The organism is Mesorhizobium kamtschaticum (assembly GCF_056174585.1).
In genome coordinates this window covers 374386-395040 of sequence record NZ_CM149691.1, presented here as the reverse complement: position 1 = coordinate 395040, position 20655 = coordinate 374386, and the positions used below count along the sequence as shown (strand labels likewise).

Annotated in this window: 16 protein-coding genes and 2 pseudogenes; 9 read left to right on the top strand and 9 right to left on the bottom strand. The window is 64.5% G+C overall.

All coding sequences use genetic code 11. From position 1 onward, the window contains the following. Positions 1 to 16 precede the first annotated feature (16 nt). Entirely contained in the window at positions 17 to 676 is a 660-nt protein-coding gene (locus AC0V7N_RS01840) for a TetR/AcrR family transcriptional regulator (RefSeq protein WP_475454175.1), read from the bottom strand. 262 nt (positions 677 to 938) lie between these two features. Between AC0V7N_RS01840 and AC0V7N_RS01835 the strand changes: the two genes are divergently transcribed. Both AC0V7N_RS01835 and AC0V7N_RS01830 read left to right on the top strand, forming a co-directional pair. Continuing rightward, complete coding sequence (locus tag AC0V7N_RS01835; RefSeq protein WP_475454173.1) at positions 939 to 2378, top strand: aldehyde dehydrogenase family protein; 1440 nt, start codon at positions 939 to 941, stop codon at positions 2376 to 2378. A gap of 55 nt (positions 2379 to 2433) precedes the next feature. After that, positions 2434 to 3010, top strand: a pseudogene (locus AC0V7N_RS01830) (DUF1349 domain-containing protein). Positions 3011 to 3073: 63 nt separating this feature from the next. Here AC0V7N_RS01830 and AC0V7N_RS01825 read toward each other — a convergent pair. The 6 genes and pseudogenes from AC0V7N_RS01825 to AC0V7N_RS01800 all read right to left on the bottom strand — a co-directional run bounded on the left by AC0V7N_RS01825 (position 3074) and on the right by AC0V7N_RS01800 (position 10815). Further along, positions 3074 to 4648 carry a glycosyltransferase gene (locus AC0V7N_RS01825; RefSeq protein WP_475454171.1) on the bottom strand — a complete coding sequence of 525 codons (1575 nt, stop codon included), beginning with the start codon at positions 4646 to 4648 and terminating at the stop codon, positions 3074 to 3076. Then, positions 4645 to 5868 carry a glycosyltransferase family 4 protein gene (locus AC0V7N_RS01820; RefSeq protein WP_475454169.1) on the bottom strand — a complete coding sequence of 408 codons (1224 nt, stop codon included), beginning with the start codon at positions 5866 to 5868 and terminating at the stop codon, positions 4645 to 4647. Before AC0V7N_RS01820 ends, AC0V7N_RS01825 begins: the two co-directional genes overlap by 4 nt. A gap of 168 nt (positions 5869 to 6036) precedes the next feature. After that, a complete protein-coding gene (locus tag AC0V7N_RS01815; protein WP_475454167.1) occupies positions 6037 to 7560 on the bottom strand; it encodes a mercuric reductase in 1524 nt (507 codons plus the stop codon). Next, positions 7550 to 8898 (bottom strand): annotated as a pseudogene (locus AC0V7N_RS01810) (glucoamylase family protein). Before AC0V7N_RS01810 ends, AC0V7N_RS01815 begins: the two are co-directional and overlap by 11 nt. A gap of 236 nt (positions 8899 to 9134) precedes the next feature. After that, a complete protein-coding gene (locus AC0V7N_RS01805; protein ID WP_475460167.1) occupies positions 9135 to 9887 on the bottom strand; it encodes an SDR family NAD(P)-dependent oxidoreductase in 753 nt (250 codons plus the stop codon). Positions 9888 to 10005: 118 nt separating this feature from the next. Further along, positions 10006 to 10815 carry an IclR family transcriptional regulator gene (locus AC0V7N_RS01800; protein WP_475454163.1) on the bottom strand — a complete coding sequence of 270 codons (810 nt, stop codon included), beginning with the start codon at positions 10813 to 10815 and terminating at the stop codon, positions 10006 to 10008. Positions 10816 to 11034: 219 nt separating this feature from the next. Here AC0V7N_RS01800 and AC0V7N_RS01795 point away from each other — a divergent pair, with 219 nt between their 5' ends. The 6 genes from AC0V7N_RS01795 (at position 11035) to AC0V7N_RS01770 (ending at position 17743) form a co-directional block, all read left to right on the top strand. Beyond that, a complete protein-coding gene (locus AC0V7N_RS01795; RefSeq protein WP_475460165.1) occupies positions 11035 to 12015 on the top strand; it encodes an ABC transporter permease in 981 nt (326 codons plus the stop codon). Next, positions 12015 to 12857, top strand: a complete 843-nt coding sequence (locus tag AC0V7N_RS01790) for an ABC transporter permease (protein WP_475454161.1) — start codon at positions 12015 to 12017, stop codon at positions 12855 to 12857. Before AC0V7N_RS01795 ends, AC0V7N_RS01790 begins: the two co-directional genes overlap by 1 nt. Before the next feature lie 24 nt (positions 12858 to 12881). Beyond that, positions 12882 to 13937, top strand: a complete 1056-nt coding sequence (locus tag AC0V7N_RS01785) for an ABC transporter ATP-binding protein (protein ID WP_475460163.1) — start codon at positions 12882 to 12884, stop codon at positions 13935 to 13937. Then, positions 13934 to 14971, top strand: a complete 1038-nt coding sequence (locus AC0V7N_RS01780; RefSeq protein WP_475454159.1) for an ABC transporter ATP-binding protein — start codon at positions 13934 to 13936, stop codon at positions 14969 to 14971. Before AC0V7N_RS01785 ends, AC0V7N_RS01780 begins: the two co-directional genes overlap by 4 nt. Before the next feature lie 78 nt (positions 14972 to 15049). Next, complete coding sequence (locus tag AC0V7N_RS01775; protein WP_475460161.1) at positions 15050 to 16288, top strand: CaiB/BaiF CoA transferase family protein; 1239 nt, start codon at positions 15050 to 15052, stop codon at positions 16286 to 16288. Between the two features lie 18 nt (positions 16289 to 16306). Beyond that, positions 16307 to 17743: an NAD-dependent succinate-semialdehyde dehydrogenase gene (locus AC0V7N_RS01770; RefSeq protein WP_475454157.1), complete on the top strand. Its 1437-nt coding sequence runs from the start codon at positions 16307 to 16309 to the stop codon at positions 17741 to 17743. Positions 17744 to 17755: 12 nt separating this feature from the next. Here AC0V7N_RS01770 and AC0V7N_RS01765 read toward each other — a convergent pair whose 3' ends face one another. Both AC0V7N_RS01765 and otnK read right to left on the bottom strand, forming a co-directional pair. After that, a complete protein-coding gene (locus AC0V7N_RS01765) occupies positions 17756 to 18394 on the bottom strand; it encodes a class II aldolase/adducin family protein (protein ID WP_475454155.1) in 639 nt (212 codons plus the stop codon). Continuing rightward, positions 18394 to 19764, bottom strand: a complete 1371-nt coding sequence (gene otnK, locus AC0V7N_RS01760) for a 3-oxo-tetronate kinase (RefSeq protein WP_475454153.1) — start codon at positions 19762 to 19764, stop codon at positions 18394 to 18396. Before otnK ends, AC0V7N_RS01765 begins: the two co-directional genes overlap by 1 nt. A 131-nt stretch (positions 19765 to 19895) precedes the next feature. Between otnK and AC0V7N_RS01755 the strand changes: the two genes are divergently transcribed. After that, a complete protein-coding gene (locus tag AC0V7N_RS01755; protein ID WP_475454151.1) occupies positions 19896 to 20633 on the top strand; it encodes a GntR family transcriptional regulator in 738 nt (245 codons plus the stop codon). The last annotated feature ends 22 nt before the right edge of the window (positions 20634 to 20655 follow it).

Below are 20655 nucleotides of genomic sequence, written 5' to 3'. Positions count from 1 at the left end.
GGCCGGTGCCTGGCGTCTACCGTTTGCCGGAGAGCGTCTTCTCGACATAGCGCGCGAAGTCCTCGACATCCTCTGCCGGAGGCTCCTGGCCGGTGAAGCTGCGCAGATAGGAGGCGACCTGGGCCAGGCGGGTGCTCATCGGTTCGTTGAGCTCGAGCGAGTAATAGCCGATCTGCATGAAGTAGAGCACGCGGGCGCGCACGAACGCGTCTTCTTCCTCATAGCCATGGCGCATGTACATGTCGCGTATGGCATTGACGCGCTCTTCGTCGGCCTCGTCGAGTGCGCGCCGGATTGCGGGCGAGCGGCGGGCCCAGGCCCTGATCGCGAAGTCCAGCCGGGGATCGAACAGCCTCTCGTCGACCCAGCATTCGAAAATGCTCATCACGCCCCGAATGACCGTGGCGGAGGGCCGCGAGGCGCGTTCGACGATGAACCTGGTGTTGGTTTGCCGCCAATAGTCCAGCAACTGGTCGAGCAGATCCTGGCGGCTCTTGAAATACCAGTAGAAGCTGGAGCGCGAGACGTCGAGCTGCTGGCCGAGCGTCAGCACGCGGACGCGTTCGACACCATCCGAGATCAGTGTTTCAAGCGCCAGCTTCAGCCAGTCTTCGCGAGTGGCCTTGATGTTGCCGGTGGCGCCGGCACGCTGGATCGTCGTTTCGAGTGCTGCCATCAGCACGACGCATGACACGCCGCATCAGGCAAATCAAGGCTATGGACATATCTGTCCAGGGCAATTCGTGTGGGCCTGGATGCATCTCGCGAACGTTAGCCGGGTTGGCTTTCGATGGGGCGCCGCTATTGCCGCAAAGGCAAGCCCGGGAATTTTGTCGCGGCGCCCCGATCAGTGCGTGCTTTCCCGCTAGGCATTTGTCTGGCAAATACCACTTCAGACAGATGCCGCCGCGCGGCCAACCAGCAGGAAAGACCAGGACATGGCGCAGTTTCGAAAGAACCTCATCGATGGCGAATGGGTCGGCGACGCCGGTTCGCGCAACATCAACCCTTCGGACACCGGCGACGTCGTCGGCGAATATGCCTCGGCGGGGGTCGACCAGGCCAAGCAGGCTATCGCGGCGGCCAAGGCGGCGTTTCCGGCATGGTCACGCTCCGGTCCGCTGGCGCGCCATGCGGTGCTGAAGAAGGCGTCCGACGAGATCATGGCGCGTAAGGACGAAATCGGCCGCAACCTGGCCCGTGAGGAAGGCAAGACGCTGGCCGAGGGCATCGGCGAAACCATTCGCGCCGCCCAGATATTCGATTTCTTTGCCGGCGAAACATTGCGTCTGACCGGAGAGATGGTGCCAAGCGTGCGGCCGGGTGTTGGCGTCGAGATCACGCGCGAAGCGGTCGGCGTGGTCGGCATCATCACGCCATGGAATTTCCCCATCGCCATTCCGGCCTGGAAGATCGCGCCGGCACTGGCCCATGGCAACACCATCGTCTTCAAGCCGGCGGAGCTCGTCCCCGAAAGCGCCTGGTCGATCGTCGACATCCTGCATCGCGCTGGCCTGCCCAAGGGCGTGCTCAATCTGGTCATGGGCAAGGGTTCGGTGGTCGGCCAGGCGATGCTCGACAGCCCTGATGTCAATGCCATCACCTTCACCGGCTCGGTCAGCACGGGAAAACGCGTCGCCGCCGCAAGTGTGGAGCACATGCGCAAGTTCCAGCTTGAAATGGGCGGCAAGAACCCGCTGGTCGTGTTGGACAATGCCGATCTTGCGGTCGCCGTCGATTGTGCGCTCAACGGCGCCTTCTTCTCGACCGGCCAACGCTGCACGGCTTCGTCCAGGCTGATCGTGACCGACGGCATTCATGACCGTTTCGTCGACGCGCTCAAGGACCGCATGGGTAAGCTGGTCATCGGCGATGCGCTCGACGCGCAGACCCAGATCGGCCCGGTGGTCGACGCCACCCAGCTGCAGCAGGACGAGGACTACATCGCCATCGGTGTCAGGGAAGGCGCGACGCTCGCCTTCGGCGGCGAACGACTCGACCGCAAGACACCGGGCTTCTACCTCAGCCCGGCGCTGCTGACCGAGGCCACCAATGCCATGCGCAGCTCGCGCGAGGAGATTTTTGGCCCTGTCGCCAGCGTCATCCGAGTCAAGGATTATGACGAGGCGCTTGCCGTCGCCAACGACACGCCCTTCGGGCTCACCTCGGGCATCTGCACCACGAGCCTGAAGCATGCCACCCACTTCAAGCGCAATTCGGAGGCCGGCATGGTGATGGTCAATTTGCCGACAGCGGGTGTCGACTTCCATGTTCCCTTTGGCGGCCGCAAGGGCTCAAGCTACGGCCCGCGCGAACAGGGCCGCTATGCCATGGAGTTCTACACCACGGTGAAGACCGCCTATACATTCGCAGGCTGATCGGACGCCGGCTTATCAGGCCGGCGAGCCCACACCAGGGAACCAGCACGAGGCCATGACATTGCAGGATCTGACCTGGCTCAACCCGCCGCCGCATCACGCCATCGACGGCGATGGGGTGCGCGTGCGCACCGGCAAGGAGACCGATTTCTGGCGCGAGACCTTTTACGGTTTCTGGCGCGACAACGGCCACTTCCTGCATCGGCCGGTCGAGGGCGACTTCACTGCCGAAGTCACCGTCAATGGTGATTACAAGGTGCTCTACGACCAGGCCGGGCTGATGGTCCGGCTGAGCGAAACGCATTGGATCAAGGCCGGCATCGAATACACTGACGGCCTTGCCTATTTCTCCGTCGTCGTCACCAACGACACATCGGACTGGTCGCTGGTCGCCATTCATGCCGATCCCAACGGCGTCAGCATCCGCCTGACCCGCCATGGCGAGGCGATCCGCGTCCAGTATCTCGATGCTTCGGACGGCCACTGGAAGCCGGTGCGGCTTGCCTATTTCCCGGTCTCGAAGACGGTCGATGTCGGCATGATGTGCTGTTCGCCGCAGCGCGAGGGTTTTCGAGGTCACATTCTCCGGATTTTCGGTCGGGCCGCCGATTTCACGGGAGTTGCACGACTGACGCCTGGCGACATCTGCGGCCACAGGTCTGGAGCCCCACAGGCAAGAAACTTCGCAAGCCGCTTCACCAGGGAACGTGTAGTATCTCCAGCTTCGGCAAACCGACCGGCCTGATGCCGAGATCGTTGGCGAGCATGCCAAAGGCTTCGGTCTCGATCAGGTCGCGGTAGGGAATTTCGGGGAAGCGAAGGCCACCGCGATGCAGAGCGGCATCGACCAGAAGCATGGTCCCGCCGACCGCATCAAGGCCGATGATGTCGAGATGCCTGACATCGCTGAGATGATACCGGTTTGGCGTTTGCGCGGGAGGCTGGTGAAGACCGCCGCGTACGTCCCGATAGTAGCGATAATCCTTGATCTGCCGTCTGATCACGAAGCTGTTGAGGTCGAAGCTGCCGCCGCCGGCGATCTTCACGCAGTTGGGCACCGCGATGCGATGTCCCGTGGCGATCAGCCGGTTCAGGGCATCGATGGGGAAACGCCAGACGTCGATATCGATCCACAGCGCCCAGTCGTCGTCGTCCTTCAACCCGTGATCGATCAGGTAATTGCGCACCTTGGCAATCGCGCCGCGCCTTACGCGTTGCATGCGAGGCTTTGCCCGTTTTGCCCTGTCGAGCCGGGTGCCAACCTGTCTTTGCAGCAGGATAATGTCGCGATATTTGCCAGCTAATTCCGCTGTAGCGGCCTGCAGCCGTTCCCAGCTTCCATCCAGGCTGTCGCCTTCGCAAAAGACCAGCTTGATCCTGTCCTTGGGGTAGTCGAGCCCGTCCAGCGCATCGAGAAAGGGTTGAATGAGGTCGGCGGCGTCGCGAAGTGGCACCAGAACGGCAATGTTCTGGCCTGAAGGCGGCGGTGTCGCCAGAACCGCCTTGTCGACACTGGCTTTCGCCACGGCCTCATCCAGAAACGCGCCGCGCGTCAGCTGGTACCGGAGCCGGTAGGCTCGGTTGCGCAGTTTGGTCGTCCATTTCGGCGGTGGCTCCGGGATCCACCATGTGCCGGCCCAGTGGTGGATCGAAAGCGCCGCCATATCGTCGCCGGCCTCACGCTCCGTACTCCCGGCCGAGGTCACCGGCGTGAACAGGCCGGAAGGGTGAATGGCGAAGGCCGCCTGATCGCTGTAACCGCGCTGCGCGGAGGTGAAAAGGCAAGGACCGGTGGCGTCGAGCACGTCCTTGGCGCCGGCAAGTCCAGGCATCATGGACAGGAGATGCAGCCAGAACGGATGCCGGGGCGGGCTCGCGATTGTTCCGTTGAACAGAAGATAGGGCAGGCCCCGGAAATCCGCCTGGACGGCCGCATGCGCCGCCGGCTCCTTGCACAGCACGATGCGGGTCTCGTCCATGATCGGATCGAAGGGGGCGACGCATTCGCAGTCGATGTCGGCATAGACCCCGCCAAAATGATGCAGGAGCATATAGCGGGCCGCATCCGACCGCTGCACGCCATTCGTGTAGCTGCAGAACATCGGCAGGAAATCAGGGTAGTGCTCGGCCACGAATTCGAGCAGCATCCGGTCGCTCCAGAACATCACCGTCCAGTGCGGATTGTGCCGTTTCCAGCTGTCGGCATATGCCTGGAAGCGTTCGGGAAGGGTGTCGCTCTTCCAAGTCTGGTGCAGGATTGCTGGAATCATCCGGTGGCGCCATTTAGTCCAAGCCCGTCACGAACGGCATCGCGGATCGCTTGCGGGCCAAACCTTGCCCATACCGCCTGATGCGCGCGAAGCCGTTGCCGCGCTCTGCGTTCGGGATCGAGACAGAGTCCGATGGCCATCTCGGCAAGCGTTTCGTCGGAGGGAGACAGCAGAACCTCGTCATTTTCGACCAGGTCCAGGCCTTCTGCCGCGATCGGCGTCGCGACCACCGGCACACCCGCGGCCATTGCTTCCAGGATCTTGATGCGTGTGCCGCCGCCCGCCGTTAGCGGGACGATGGTCAGATGCGCGCTGGACAACAGCGGCGCCACTTCAGCGGGATCTTCGATGAGCTCCACACCGGGCAATCCAGCCAATGCCTGCACCTCCGGTGTCGGGGTGCGTCCCGCCAGGACGAGCCTGGCATCCGGCAGGGCGTTTCGGATACGGGGCAATATGACACTGGCCAATCGCTGCGTGGCATCGACGTTTGGCGGATAGGCGAGATGGCCGATGAACACGATTACCGGAAAGCCGTTGCCGGTCGACGGCTCGGCAGGCAGGGGCGCGGGACCATCCCCGGCTTGCGGAATTCCGTTCGGAACGACGTCGATCGGGATCTTGTGCCGGGAAAGCGTCATCAGCTTCTGGCGATCCAGGTTCGAGCAGACCCAGACCCTGTCGACAAGGGACAGGGCCTTCCTCTCGAGGAACCTGACGCCGAATGCCGCCGCGGTTCGCTTGGCACTGAGACGCCTGATCTGTCCGGCCAGGTCGGACTCGACATTGTGCATGTCGAGAATGAGCTGCTCCGCCAGCGGCCGCAGGGGCCGCAGCAGCTTGAACAGGCCGACACCCCCGACAATGATGGTGTCCGGGCGGAATTCGTGGGCGAGCGCCTCGAGCCGCGTCAGGGCGGAACGCGGTATGCGGTTCTCCGCCCTTGAGCGCCACCAGCCGATCGAGGCCGTGCGGGGCTCTCCCGCGATCGACAGGCCCTCGACGCGGATTGACGGACCGGGAGCATTCGCTGCTATCTTCGGCTTCACCGAAACCAGGCAGACCGGTCCGAACCTGGCGGCCGCTTCGGCGTTGCGGTAGTTTCTCAGATCCGAACCCGAAGCCGGCGGAAAGCCGGGGTCGTGCGACACGATCAGCGTGCGCTTCTGTGCCGTACGCTCGGGCGGGCTGACAGCCGGTTGTACGCCTGCGCCGTTCAATGCGGACGCCGGGGGCGTTGTGTTAGGCAGAGAGTCCGATCCAGATGGCATTGATAACGATTCCGTGACCACAAACATCGGCGCCACCTTGTTTAGCTGAACAAGGCTTTCGTCAAGCACTGTATATTTTGAATACTTCCGCCTCGAGCCCTCGGCGAGCTTCGAGGCTCATCGCCTGGACCAGGCCAGCCAGCGCGCCGCCAGACGCCTGCGCAAGGAGGTGAATCGGGTTCGCCTGTAGGTGTCGCCTGCCATCTTGATGCCCTGTGCCTGCGTCGGGAAGGGATGAATGACATCGGCCAGGGCGTGCAATCCCATGCCCGACCGGATGGCGAGCGTCACCGCATTGATCATCTCGCCGGCGTGGCTGGCGACGACCGTCGCCCCGAGGATACGGTCGGATCCCTCCCTGACATGGATCTTGACGAACCCTTCCTCCTCGCCGTCCATCACGGCGCGGGCGACATCATGCATCAGCACCGTATAGGTCTTGACCGGAATGCCGTTCCGCCGCGCCTCGATCGGATAGAGTCCGACATGGGCGATCTCCGGATCGGTATAGGTGCACCAGGGAACGACGAGTTCGCTGAGCCTTTCGCGCCCGCGAAACAGGGCATTGCGCACGACGATGCGGGCTGTGGCCTCGGCGGTATGGGTGAACTTGTATTCCAGGCACACATCGCCCGCCGCGTAGATGTGCGGATTTGTGGTTCTCAAATGATCGTCCACCTTGATGCCGTTGGCGTCATACGCCACCCCGGCGTCCTCTAGGCCGAGACCCCTGACATTCGGCGAACGACCGACGCCGGTGATGATCTCATCGACGGAAATGGTCGTCGTGTCGCCGTCCCGCATCAGGTCGGCGAGCTTCTTGCCGCTCTCCATCCGCACCGCCACCACCTCGGTGTTCAGGCGGACTTCGACCCCCTCGCGCGCCAGCGCGTCCGAAAGGATCTGCGCGGCGTCGCGTTCCTCGCCGGGCAGGAACATCGGATCATTCTGCGCCAGGATGACCTTCGCGCCGAGCAGGCAGAAGGCCTGCGCCGTCTCGCAGCCAAGCGGCCCGCCGCCGATGACCAGGAGCCGCTCAGGGCATTTGGTGAGGTTGAACATGCTCTCATTGTCGAGATAGCCGGCCTCGGCAAGTCCCGGGATCGCCGGCCCGCTCGGATGCGCGCCCGTTGCGACCAGCGCCTTCTTGAAATGCAATGTCTTGCCGGCGACCTCAACCGTGTCAGGTCCGCCAAAGCGCGCTTCGCCGAAATAGAGGTCGATGCCTTCCGAAGCGATGGCCGCGGCCGAATCGGCGCGGCTGAGCCGCTGGCGGATCTGCCGCATGCGCATCATGGCCCGCTCGAAATCGACGTGGAGACGCTCGGGCGTGTCGCCGCCGAAATTCTCGGCATCGCGCATGTCGGCATAGAGCCTGGCCGTGCGGATGATCGACTTCGACGGGACGCCGCCGACATTGACGCAGGCGCCGCCGATCAGCCAGCGCTCGATCAGCGCAACCTTCGCGCCAAGGCTAGCGGCGTCGCGCGCCGCGGTCAGTCCCGCCGGCCCGGCGCCGATGACGACGAGATTGTAGGGACCGTCGGGGGTCGGGTTCTTCCAGCGCGGCGGATGCGCGGCCCGGATCAGTTCGACGTCGTTGCGGTCGACAGGGAAGGCCTTTGTCCGTTCACGCGCCATCGCGGCCCCCTGAAGCGGGGCCTGCCGGCTGCGACAGCCAGCCGCCGCTGAAGCCCGCTTTGCCCAGGCCGCGGCGGATGTGTGGATTGGAGCGCATCAGCTCCCAGATCAGGCGCGAGCGGTGGTTCTCGATCATCATCACCACGATGCCCTGGTCCAGCCCGTAATGGCCTTCCGACACCCAGCCGTTGCGGCCGAATTTTCGCCGGTTGGCCAAGGTCGGATTGAAGCCGCTCGGCAGCCGAAAATTGTCGATCACCTCCGGATAACGCTCACCGAGATGGCGCATGGCGGCGAGGCAGATGTCAGGCGCGAAAGGCAGCGACGCTGGATAGGACCATGGCGCGATCGTCCCGTCATCCGGCCCGAACGGCGCGCCGCGCGCGGCATAGCCGGAAAACCGGTGCCGCCGTCGCTCGACGCTGGCGCGGAAGCCGCCTGGTCCGTCGCCGGCGGAGAGCCCCCAAGGTTCTCGCCATAGCCGTCGAAGCCATAGGGGTTATGGCGGGCATAGTCGCGCTGCAGGTGGGTAGAGCGGCGGCTGTTTTCGAAATAGTCCGAATTCTTCTCGCGCATGAAGGCGTCGCGGATGCCGGCGAAATCGATCCAGGCATGCGAGAACTGGTGCATGAACAACGGCCCGCCATAGAGCACGTCATGGCCGTAGATGTTTTCCCACTGGTAGGTCGCCGTCCAGGCTTCATAACTGTCATCGGAGGTCGGGCGTTCAGGCGAGGCCATCGACAGCACGTAGAGGATCGTCGCCTCGTTGTAGCCTTCCCAGCCATAGTGCAGAAAACCGCTCTTCGGCTTCCAGCCTTGCCGCAAGGTCGGCGTGCTGCCCTGCGCCCATCGCCAGTCGACGCGCCGATAGAGCGCTTCGGCCAATTGCCGGATTTCGGCTTCCTTCCCGTCCTCGCCGGAGAAATAGGCGCCGGCCACCAGTATGCCGGCCATCAGCAAGGCGGTGTCCACCATCGACAGTTCGCAGCGCCAGACGCGCAGGCCTGTCCGCATATCCAGGAAATGGTAGTAGAAACCCTTGTGGCCGGTGACGTCGTCACCACCGCCTTGCGGACTGGTCGAGAAGAAGCGCAGCGCGGCAAGCGTCAGCTCCACCGCCGCCGCGCGCGTCATCCAGCCGCGTTCGACGCCGATCGGATAACAGGACAGGGCGAAACCGACGACGGCGATGCTGGCCGGCGAGTTCGGCCGTGACGTATCGGCGACCAGGCCGTTGTCGGGGTTCACATTCTCCAGGAAATAGCCAAAGGCCGCGCGCTGGTAGCGGGCCAGAAGCTCGTCATCGGACAGCGCGGCGGGATCTGCTTCAGGCAAACGATGCAAACTCCAGCCTGTCGGTCACAGCGTTCGTCGACCGCGCGGTATCGGTATGGCGGCCACGGACCTTCGGCCCTGCCAAACTGTCTCGTCGTGTCATGGCTTTTCCGCAAATCCTGTTGTGTTACCGCCCACTCAGACGTCAGCCACTATAAGCCTGTCCAGTTCCGATCGTTGCCTCGTCACGCGGAATTGTAGTCGCATACTCCAATGTGGGGATGTATTGGCCGGGCTCAATACGTGGCGCGGCCGCCGGAAACATCGAAGACGGCGGCCGTCGTGAACGAACATTCCTCCGAGGCGATCCAGCAGATCAGCGCCGCCACTTCTTCGACCTCGCCGAAGCGAGCCATCGGTATCTTGGACAGCATGAAGTCGATATGCTCCTGGCTCATCTGCTTGAAGATCGCGGTGCGCACGGCCGCCGGTGTCACGCAATTCACCGTCACCTTGGTCTTGGCCAGTTCCTTGCCGAGCGATTTGGTCAGGCCGATCACCGCCGCCTTCGAGGTGCTGTAGGCGGAAGCGTTGGGATTGCCTTCCTTGCCCGCGATCGAGGCGATGTTGACGATGCGGCCATAATTGCGCTCGAGCATGTGCGGCACCAGCGCCTTGTTGCAGTAGAAAACGCCATTGATGTTGATGTCGATGACCTTCTGCCAATCCTCGGTCGAATAGGCCCATGTCGTCATGTTCGGCCCGGTGATCGCCGCGCTGGTGACCAGGATATCGACGCCGCCAAGGGCTTCGATCGTCCGTGCGGCGGCGCCTTCAACGCCGGCGGCATCGGCGACGTCGATGGCAACACCGTGCAGACCAGGGATGATAGCCTTTGCCTGTTCGATCTGGGCCGGATCGCGATCCCAGACGCTGACACGCCCGCCCTCGTCGACGATCCTCTGCGCGACCGCCAGGCCGATGCCCGAAGCGCCGCCGGTGATGACCGCCGACCGGCCGGCAAAGCGTCCCACGAAATTCATCGGCATCTGGTTCTCCCCCTGTCTATATTGGCTGAAGCCGCCATTGGCGGAGACTGTGAGGTCATGGCCGGGCAAGTTCAAGCCGGCATGCAGGCCGATCGTCTGGGCCAATGCCTGGCTCGGATCAGTCGGGATTTCCCTCGAGCTGCTGGCGCAGGGCCTCCACCATAGCCACCAGCGCCGGTCCGATTTCGGCATGCGCGCGTTGCTCGGTGATAATCTCGCCGATGCCGCCGCAAGTGATGGCGACCAGCGGCGAGCCGTCGCGCGGGCGAAACGGCACGCCGACCGCATGGATGTAACTGTGCCAGGCCCCGAACGAGGTGACATAGCCGAACCGCGCATACTGGGCGATCGCGTCCTCGATTGCAGCGGTGATCATCGCCGCCTTGTCGGGCTCGGCCTCCTGCAGTGCGCGCACGAGACTGGCGCGCTCCTCGGGCAGAAGTCCCGCCGCATAGGCCAGCCCCATCGAGGTCTTCCAGATCGGCAAATAGGAGCCGGGATTGAGCCGCAGCGTCACCAGGCTCTCCGATCGGCAATTGGCGAGATAAACCATGTTGAGACTGTCGCGGGTGCCGATCGCTACCGCCGCCCCTGTCAAATCGGCCAGCGGCTGCATCAGCGGCCGGGCGATATGGACGACGGCGCTGGAACTGAGCGCCGAGTAGCCGAGCGCCACCGTCGCCGGCCCCAGGCTGTAGCGACCGAGGTCCTTGTCGTAGAGCAAATAACCGAGAGCGCTCAGCGTGTAGGTGATGCGCGAAACCGTGGCCTTGGGCAGGCCGGTGCGCGCGATGATGTCCTGGTTGCCGAGCGAGGCGTCGCCTGGCCGGAAAGCGCGCAGGATCCCGAGCCCGCGCACCAGCGACGACGAAAGCTGCGCGCCGTCGCCGTCAAGTTCCGTCTCGTCCCTTGTCGCTCGCTTGCGCACGCTGGCGGTCTTTCTGGCGGAGTGTCCACCTGTCGGGCCGGTCTCGCCGGCGCGGTGCTTTCAAAAATGAAATTAAATTCCATTCATATTGACAGCGGCTTTTGCAGCCTGTCAATATGTCCCCTCGATGGCATCTTCCAGCGCCTTGTGCCATCTTACGAAGCCCGTCCTTGTGAAGGTAGCCACGTGTCCCGCTATATTTTGCGCCGGCTTATCGCGATGCCGTTCTTGGTGCTTGGCATCGTCACCATCGCCTTCCTGATCACCACGGTGACCAAGGGCGATCCGCTGACGGCAATCGTCGCCGAGCAGCAGATGAGCAATCCCGAAGTGGTCGCCGCCGCCAAGGCCCGCTGGGGTTTGGATCGTCCTCTGCCGGAACGCTATATGATATATCTTGGCAATCTGCTAAGCGGCGACCTCGGCACGTCCTTCATCACCAAGCGCAATGTCGGCACCGACATTCTCTACCGCTTGCCGGCAACGCTGGAACTGGTCTTCGCCGCGATGATCTTCGGCACCACGCTCGGCATCGTGCTGGGGGTGTTGGCCGCGTATTTCCGCAACAGCCTGATCGACCACGGCGCGCGGCTGTTTGCCTTGTTCGGCTCGTCGCTGCCGGTGTTCTGGTCTGGCCTTGGTTTGCTCTTCATTTTCTCGGTCATGCTCAACTGGCTGCCGGGGCCGGGCCGGCTGGATGCCCGGCTTCCGCTGCCGCCCGGCATGACCGGATTCCTGACCATCGATTCGCTGCTGGCCGGCGACCTCACCGTCTTCAAGGATGCGCTGTGGCATCTGCTGTTGCCGGCTTTCGTGCTCGGCTGGACGGTGTCGGGAACCATATCGCGGCTGGTGCGCGCCAACATGCTTGATGTGATGAGCCGCGAATTCGTGCTCACCGCGCGCGCCAAGGGGGCGAGCGAATTCCGTGTCGTCATCGTGCATGCGCTGCGCAACACCATGGTGCCGACGCTGACCGTCATCGGCTATTCCTTCGCCTATCTGATCACCGGTGCGGTGCTGACCGAGACCATCTTTTCCTGGCCGGGCATGGGCTCCTATGCGGTCGAGGCGGCGCGGGCGCTCGACTTCCCGGCGATCATCGGCGTCACCATCGTCGGCGGCCTCGCCTTCCTGGTCACCAACCTCATCACCGACATCCTCTATGTCGTCGCCAACCCGCGCGTGAGGTTGAGCTGATGTCGGCCGTCGAAACCAGATCCCGTTCCGCCGCCATCCCCGAATGGCTGACCGCGCCGCTCGTCATCGGCACGGTCGTCATCCTGTTCTGGCTGTTCATGACCGTGTTCGCCAATCTGGTGGTGCAGTTCGATCCGCTCGAAATGGTGGCGCGCCGCCTGCAGCCGCCGAGCTGGGCACATTGGTTGGGCACCGACGCACTCGGCCGCGACGTGCTCGCCCGCACCTTGCACGGCGCGGCACATTCGCTGCCGATCGCGGTCCTGGTCGTCGTTTCGGCCGTCGTCATCGGTTCGCTGCTCGGCGCCATTTCCGGCTTCGTCGGCGGCCTGACCGGTGCCGCGATCATGCGGCTTGTCGACATCACTTTGTCCTTCCCGCCGATGCTGCTGGCCATGGCTGTTGCCGCCTCACTCGGGCCAGGCCTCGGCAACGCAGCCATCGCCATGGTGCTGGTCTGGTGGCCGGTCTATGCCCGCCTGATGCGCGCGCAGGTGCTGGAGGTGAAGGAGCGCGAGCATGTCGAGGCGGCGATCGCCGCCGGCGCCAGGCCACGCCGCGTCCTGTTCACGCACATATTGCCGCTCTGCTGGACCCCGGTGCTGATCAGCGCCACCATGGACCTCGGTCAGGTCGTGCTGCTTGCCGCGTCGCTCAGCTTCATCGGCTTGGGCGCCACGCCGCCGACGCCCGAATGGGGATCGATGATCTTCGACGGCGCCGTGCATTTCTATCAATGGTGGATCGCCTTCGGTCCTGGCGTCGCCATTCTCACCATCGTGCTCGGCTTCAACTTCATCGGTGACGGCTTGCGCGACATTCTCGATCCGAGGTCGGACTGAACCATGAGCGCAAAGGTACTTTCCATGCGCTCCGACGTAGCCGCTAAATCAGGCGAGCGCGAGCCGCTGCTGTCCATACGCGGCCTGCGGGTCGGGTTCCGCAAGGCCGGCAGCCAGTTCGAGGCGGTGCGCGGCATCGACCTCGACGTTGCCAAGGGCGAGGTCGTCGGCATCGTCGGCGAGTCCGGCTCGGGCAAGTCGGTCGGCATGCTCGCCGCCCTCGGCCTGACATCGAAAAACGCCGTCGTCACCGGTTCGGTCCGCTTCAAGGGCGAGGAACTGGTCGGCAAATCGTCGCGCGAAATGCGCAAGATCAGGGGCGCGCGCATCGCCATGATCTTTCAGGATCCGCTGTCCTCGCTGAACCCGGTGATGACCGTGGGCGCCCAGATCGCCGAGGCGGTGAGGTTGCATCAGCGCGTCACCCGCAAGCAGGCGATGGCGCGCGCGGTCGAACTGCTCGCCCTGGTGGCGATCCCGCAGCCGGAGCGGCGTGTCAGCCAGTACCCGCACGAATTCTCCGGCGGCATGCGCCAGCGCGCGGTCATCGCCATGGCTGTCGCCAATGACCCCGACCTGCTGATCGCCGACGAGCCGACCACCGCGCTCGACGTCACGGTGCAGGCACAGATCCTCACCGTGCTGCGCTCGCTGCAAGAGCGGCTCGGTCTGGGCCTGGTGCTGATCACCCATGATCTCGGCGTCGTCGCCGGCCATGCCGACCGTGTCGCGGTGGTCTATTCCGGCCGTGTCGTCGAGCAGGCAACGGTGTCGGACCTGTTCGCCGATCCGCGCCATCCCTACACGCGCGGCCTCATCGCCTCGATCCCCAATTTGGAGGAGAGCCGCGAGCGGCTGTTCTCTATCGATGGTTCGCCGCCCGCACTCGGCCGTCTGCCCGGCGGCTGCGCTTTCCATCCGCGCTGCGTCCATGCCGAGGCGCGCTGCCGGATCGAAGACCCGCCACTCCACGATATCGGCGGCCGCTTCTCGGCCTGCCATTTCGCGACGACCTTGCCGCCTTTCCACAGCGCTGCGCTGGCGGTGGCAAGCCTGGAGACTGGAAGCCTGATCCCATGAGCGCAGCGGAGCAAATTCAAGCCGAAACCAGGCCCGCGCCGGAAGCAGCGCTGTCGGTTCGCCATCTGGTCAAGGATTTCCCGGTTCGCGGCGGCCTCGTCTTCGACCGCGCGGTTGCCCATGTGCGTGCGGTCGCCGATGTCTCCTTCGATGTGGCGCCAGGCGAGACGCTGGGCCTGGTCGGTGAATCCGGTTGCGGCAAGTCGACCCTCGGACGCTGCCTGATGCGGCTGATCGAACCGACCAGCGGCGAGAGCTGGTTTCGTGGCCAGAACCTTTTGGCGCTGAACCACGAGGACATGCGCCTGATGCGGCGCTACATCCAGCTGGTCTTCCAGGATCCCTACGGTTCACTGCATCCGCGCATGCGCATCGCCGACAACATCGCCGAGCCGCTGCGCATGAGCGACATGTCGAAGGCTGACCGCCGCGCGCGCGTCGCCGAACTGCTCGAACTGGTGCGGCTCAATCCCGAGCATGGCAAGCGCTATCCGCACGAACTCTCCGGCGGCCAGCGCCAGCGTGTCGTCATCGCCCGCGCGCTCGCGCTCAACCCGCAAGTGGTGATCCTCGACGAGCCCGTCTCTGCGCTCGATGTCTCGGTGCAGGCCGGCGTGCTCAACCTGCTCAAGGACATCCAGCAGTCCTTCGGCACGTCCTATCTGTTCATCGCCCATGATCTCTCTGTCGTGCGCCACATCTCGCATCATGTCGCGGTGATGTATCTCGGCAAGATCGTCGAGATCGCACCGGCCGCCGAGCTCTATTCCAGGGCACTGCATCCCTACACCCAGGCGCTGCTGTCGGCCGTGCCGCTTGCCAATCCCGAGAAGGAACGCAAGCGCGAGCGGATCGTGCTGACCGGCGACGTACCGAGCCCGCTCAATCCGCCGTCGGGCTGCCGCTTCCGCACGCGCTGCTTCAAGGCGCAGGCAATCTGCGCCTCCGTCGAGCCGCCGCTCGGCCCGTCGGGGGAAAAGCATCGGGTCGCCTGTCATTTCCCGGAACCGGTCAACACCTTCAGGACCGTCTGACAGATCGGCCAGGCAGCTGCCGAATTACCCGCGAAGGATTGCGATGTGACTGAAGCCCAAACCAACGATGCCGCCACAATGGGCCGGGCGCGCCTGCCGCTCGAAGGCATCAAGGTGCTCGACCTCTCGCGTGTGCTCGCCGGTCCATGGGCGACGATGAGTCTTGCCGATCTCGGCGCCGAGGTCTGGAAGATCGAAAACATCGATGGCGGCGATGACACCCGCGCATGGTCGGTGCCGAGCTACAAGGGCGTCTCGACCTATTATCTCTGCGCCAATCGCGGCAAGCGGAGCATCGCGCTCGACATGAAGAGCCCGCAGGGCCTGGCGATCGTGCGCGAACTGGCAGCCAAGGCCGACATCGTCGTCGAGAATTTTCGGGCCGGCACCGCCGATCGTCTCGGCGTCGGCTTCAAGGACCTCAGCGCCTCCAACCCGCGGCTGATCTACTGCTCGATCTCCGGCTACGGCCAGACCGGACCCGATGCCGGCCGGCCCGGCTATGATTTCGTCATGCAGGCGGAAAGCGGCCTGATGGCCATCACCGGCGAGAGCGATGGCGAGCCGATGCGTGTCGGCGTCGCCATCACCGACGTCGTCTGCGGCATGGTTGCCACACAGTCGATTCTGGCAGCGCTTTACGAGCGCGCGACGACCGGCAAGGGCCAGTTCCTCGACCTGTCGCTGATCGACTGTGCGCTCAGCCTCTTGATCAATGTCGGCAGCGGCTATCTCAACACCGGCCGCGAGGTCGCCCGCTACGGCAACGCACATCCGACGGTTGTTCCCTATCAGATATTCGAAGCCTCCGATGGCGGCTTTGCGCTCGCCGTCGGCAATGACAGGCAATTCGCGGCGCTGTGCGAAAAGGTCGTCGGCCTGCCGCATCTGGCGAAGGACGAGCGTTTCATCAGGGCAGGCGCTCGCGCCACCAATCGCGAGGCGTTGATCCCGCAACTCGTTGCCGTTTTCCGGATGCGAACGCGAGACCACTGGATGGCGGCCTGTGCCGCGGCGAGCGTGCCGGCCGGTACGGTGAAGTCGATACCGGAAGTCTTCGACAGCCCGAATGTGCGTGAGCGCGGCCTCGTCCACACCTTGCCGCATCCGCATCTCGGTTCCGTCGCCATGGTGCGTCCGGCGCAAGGGCTGGCCGCGCAGCTGACCGCCGACTTCACCGCCCCGCCCATGCTCGGCCAGGACACGGCGTCCGTACTCACTGATATCCTCGGCTACAGCCCCGAGACCATCGACCAACTGATCGGCGCTGGCGCCATCGGCATTTACACGCCTGCCGCCGAGCCTGTTCCCGCCTGACTTCTTACGGAGCCTGACATGTATCCCGACGTCCATCTGCACATCGACGGCTCGTGGCGGCCCGCGCGGAGCGGACGCACACTGGCGATCGTCAATCCGGCCACGGAGGCCGTCCTTGGCGCGCTCGCCCATGCCGGCATAGATGATCTTGATGAAGCGCTCGCCGCCGCCGCGAAAGGTTTCGAGACCTGGCGGCGCGTCTCGCCCTTCGACCGCTCGAAGCTGATGCGCAAGGCCGCCAACATCCTGCGTGACCGCAACGAGCATATCGCCACGCTGATGACGCTCGAGCAGGGCAAGCCGATCGCCGAATCGCGCATGGAAACCTTTGCCGCCGCCGCCATCATTGACTGGTTCGCCGAGGAGGCGCGCCGCACCTATGGCCGCATCGTGCCGGCGCGGCTTGAGGGCGTCAGCCAGTCTGTGGTCAAGGAACCCGTCGGCCCGGTGGCCGCCTTCACCCCTTGGAATTTCCCGCTCAACCAGGCGGTGCGCAAACTGTCGGCCGCGCTCGCCGCCGGCTGCTCGATCATCATCAAGGGACCGGAGGAAACGCCGGCTTCACCCGCCGAATTGGTCCGTGCCTTCGTCGATGCCGGCCTGCCCGGCGGCGTCTTGAACCTGGTCTATGGCACGCCGTCGGAAATCTCGGCCTATCTCATTCCGCATCCGGTGATTCGCAAGATCTCGTTCACCGGCTCGACGCCGGTCGGCAAGCAACTGGCGTCGCTCGCCGGACTGTACATGAAACGCGCGACGATGGAATTGGGCGGCCACGCGCCGGTCATCGTCCTGCCCGACGCCGATCTCGATCGCGCCGCGCGTTCGATGGTGGCGTCGAAATTCCGCAATGCCGGCCAGATCTGCGTCGCGCCGACGCGCTTCCTTGTCGACAACGCGGTCTATGATGATTTCGTCGGCCGCTTCGCCGAAGCGACCCGTCAGATCAAGGTCGGCGATGGCCTTGCCGAAGGCACGACCATGGGCCCGCTGGCCAACTCGCGCCGGGTGCAGGCGATGGAGGAGCTGGTCCACGATGCCGTGCAGAAAGGCGCCGCGCTCGTTACCGGCGGCAAGCGCATCGGCAATTCCGGCTATTTCTTCGAGCCGACCATCCTGTCTGACGTCGGCACCGATGCCCGCGCCATGAACGAAGAGCCGTTCGGCCCGCTGGCGCTGATGACGCCCGTGAATGGCCTCGACGAAGCCCTCGCCGAAGCCAACCGACTGAACTACGGGCTCGCCGCCTACGGCTTCACCCGCTCGGCGGCAAGTGCCGCCAAAATGTCGTCGGGCATCGCCAGCGGCATGGTGTCGATCAACCATTATGGCCTGGCGCTGCCGGAGGTGCCGTTTGGCGGCATCAATGATTCCGGCAATGGCACCGAGGGCGGCGCCGACGCACTGGAGAGCTATCTCAACTCGAAGTTCGTCTCGCACCTGCAGGTCGACTGAGCGGGCCGCTCGTTACTTCTGTTGGCCGTAAGTCTTGTAGCGCCCGCGAATGGCGGCGAGCTCGCTGCCCTCGATCAGCACCGGCGTGCCGGCGCTGCGCGCCAAGAGATATTGCCGCGCCAGGGTTTCGAGCTTGATGGTGCGGATGAGCGCCGTGTCGAGATCGCCGCCGAAGGCGATCATGCCGTGATTGGCGAGCAGGCAGGCTGTTCTGCCCTTGAGCGCCACCACGGCCACTTTGGCCAGCTCGCTCGATGCAAACAGCGCATAGTCCGAGCAGCGGACATCGTCGCCGCCGAAACCGGCCACCATATAGTGGAACAGCGGCAGCCCTTCGCGCAGGCATGACAGCGCCACGCAATGGTCGGGATGGGCATGCACCACGGCGCCGGCCTCCGGGAAAGCCTTGTAGATCTCGGCATGCATTTCCCATTCGCTCGACGGCTTGAACGCGCCGTCCCAGGATCCGTCGAGCCGCATCGCCACCATCTGCTCCGGCCGCAGCGCGCTTGTGGCTATTCCCGTCGGCGTGATCAGCATGCCATCTGCCGTGCGCACGCTGATATTGCCTGTCGTGCCGACATTCATGCCGCTGGCGTCCAGTGTTTCGGTCGCGGCGATCAGCCTGGCGCGTGCGATGTCGGTGTCCATTACGATGCTTTCCCCGGTGTTGGCCCTGTGGTTGCCGGTGGCCATGTGTCGATTGCCGGCGCGATGGTGGTTGCCCGTGTCATGTCTTGCAGCACGTCTGCGAAGATGTCGGGGTCGCCGAGCTTTCCCGATTTCAGCATAAGCGCCAGCGGGTCGTTGGGCAGGCCGGGCAGGTGGGCGATAGCACGCGACAGGCCAGGCCCCTGATAGGCGCCCATGGCAATCCCTGTGATGCCGAGCGCCTTGACCACCGAGCCGGCGGTCTCGCCGCCGGCGACGACCAGCCGCCGCACGCCGAAATCGCGCACCAGGATTTGCGCAATTTTAGCCAGTATCTCTTCCGCCTTTGCTGCCACGGCGTCACGGCCATGCGCCTGCTGAAGCGCCTCGACCGTGGCCTGCGGTGCAGTCGTTGCTATGGCGATCGTTGCGTCGGGCAAATGTCGCTCGGCAAAGGCGTGCGCTTCGGCGATGACATCCTTGCCGGCGAAGGCATCGGCGAGATCGATCGTCAGCAACGGATTCTTCTGCGCGAAGCGCTCAAGCTGTTCGATGGTGCGGTCGGCGACGCTGCCGGCCAGCACCGCACCTGGTCCGTCCACGGCCGGCAGGCTGGCGGCCACGAGATCGCTTGCCTTCGCCAGCCCATGCTTCAGCCATGCCGGCGGCAGATGCGCCGCGACCGAGGAATTGCCGGTCATCAGCGGCAGGTCGAAGCCGGCCTCCGCGATCGCCGCCAGGTCGCGCTCGCGGAGCGTGTCGGTGACCAGCAGCGTCTCGCCACGCGCGCTCTTTTCCCGCACGGCAGCGCGAATGGCTTCGGGACCGGCATCGATGGTGAGCCAGGGCACCAGCCCGGCCTTGCCCTTGCTTTGCGCCTGCAGCACGCGGACCAGATTGGAATCGGTCATCGGCGTCAGCGGATCGAAACGCTTGGGCGATTCGGCCAGCAACTGCGCACCGCCGAACATATGCCCTTGATAGACGGTGCGGCCGGTCTCGCACAGCGCCGGCGTGAACAGCGTCACGCCGCCACCAAGCCGGTCAAGCAAAGCCTCTGCGCAAGGACCGATATTGCCGGCCGGCGTGGAATCGAAGGTGGCGCAGTATTTGAAGAATATCTGCCGCGCACCCGCCTCGACCAGGCGGTCGGCTGCCTCGAGCACTTGGCGCACTGCCTCGCCGGCGGCAGTAACGCGGGTCTTCAGCAGGATCACGTGGGCAAGATTGCCTGAGGGGATCGGCGCCTCCAGCCCGACCGTACATCCCGTCGCAATGCCGCGTGCGACCAGCATAGACGCCAGTTCGGTGCCGCCGGTCAGATCATCGGCAATGGCGCCGAACAGAAGGGAAGGCCTCGACGCGGTCATGCGGCTCGTTCCCCTGATTTTTTGGTTTCAATGGCGTGTCCGATGCCGATGGTCAGGCCCATCGTGATATCATATACACAGCCCGCTCGACTCAGGCGACGCCTGCGCCACCGCAAGGACGGAGACTGGATGTGACTGCTTCCATCGCGCCGATCGCGCGCGACAATCTGACGACCCGCGTCTACGAAGAGCTGCGCCGCGCCATGATGGAAGGCCGTTTCTGGCCGGGCCATCGCTTCAAGATCCGCGACCTCGCCGCCAGCCTTCAGGTTTCCGAAACGCCGGTACGCGAGGCGCTGATGCAGCTGGTGCGCGAAAAGGGCCTGGAGATGGAGGCTGGGCGCTCGATCACCGTCGCCCAGCTGTCGCTCGCCCAGTATCTGGAGCTGCGCAGCATCCGTCTGCATCTCGAAGGCATGGCTGGTGCCGCGGCGACGACGCGCATCGAGCCGCGCGAGATAGACCGTCTTGCGGGGGTGCATGAGAAGCTGATTGCCGACGAGGACAATGGCCGCTGGTTCGAAGCCGTCCGCGACAATTGGGAATTCCACCACTCGATCTACCAGGCGGCTGGCATGCCGGAGTTGCTCGCCATCATCGAGGGCATCTGGCTGCGCAACGGCCCGCTGGTGAACTATCAATACCCGAACGCCAGGCCGACCTATGATGGCCGTCACCGTCATCTCGACATCCTCGACGCGCTGCGCGCCCGCGACGAGAACGGCGTGCGCAAGGGCATCCAGCAGGACATGATCGAAGGCGGCCGGCTGCTGGTCAAGGTTCTGGAAAGGCTGAACGACGGCTCGGTCACGCCCGAAGAACTGCGCCGCGCGGCGCAGAACGGTCGCCTGGTGTCGGCGGCCAGCTGAGTTTTTCTACTCCCGCGCAGCA

Coding starts and splice junctions, on each gene's coding strand:
- AC0V7N_RS01840 (WP_475454175.1), bottom strand. CDS start 676: ATGGCAGCACTCGAAACGACGATCCAGCGTGCCGGCGCCACCGGCAAC.
- AC0V7N_RS01835 (WP_475454173.1), top strand. CDS start 939: ATGGCGCAGTTTCGAAAGAACCTCATCGATGGCGAATGGGTCGGCGAC.
- AC0V7N_RS01825 (WP_475454171.1), bottom strand. CDS start 4,648: ATGATTCCAGCAATCCTGCACCAGACTTGGAAGAGCGACACCCTTCCC.
- AC0V7N_RS01815 (WP_475454167.1), bottom strand. CDS start 7,560: ATGGCGCGTGAACGGACAAAGGCCTTCCCTGTCGACCGCAACGACGTC.
- AC0V7N_RS01805 (WP_475460167.1), bottom strand. CDS start 9,887: ATGCCGATGAATTTCGTGGGACGCTTTGCCGGCCGGTCGGCGGTCATC.
- AC0V7N_RS01795 (WP_475460165.1), top strand. CDS start 11,035: ATGCCGTTCTTGGTGCTTGGCATCGTCACCATCGCCTTCCTGATCACC.
- AC0V7N_RS01790 (WP_475454161.1), top strand. CDS start 12,015: ATGTCGGCCGTCGAAACCAGATCCCGTTCCGCCGCCATCCCCGAATGG.
- AC0V7N_RS01785 (WP_475460163.1), top strand. CDS start 12,882: ATGCGCTCCGACGTAGCCGCTAAATCAGGCGAGCGCGAGCCGCTGCTG.
- AC0V7N_RS01780 (WP_475454159.1), top strand. CDS start 13,934: ATGAGCGCAGCGGAGCAAATTCAAGCCGAAACCAGGCCCGCGCCGGAA.
- AC0V7N_RS01775 (WP_475460161.1), top strand. CDS start 15,050: ATGGGCCGGGCGCGCCTGCCGCTCGAAGGCATCAAGGTGCTCGACCTC.
- AC0V7N_RS01770 (WP_475454157.1), top strand. CDS start 16,307: ATGTATCCCGACGTCCATCTGCACATCGACGGCTCGTGGCGGCCCGCG.
- AC0V7N_RS01765 (WP_475454155.1), bottom strand. CDS start 18,394: ATGGACACCGACATCGCACGCGCCAGGCTGATCGCCGCGACCGAAACA.
- otnK (WP_475454153.1), bottom strand. CDS start 19,764: ATGACCGCGTCGAGGCCTTCCCTTCTGTTCGGCGCCATTGCCGATGAT.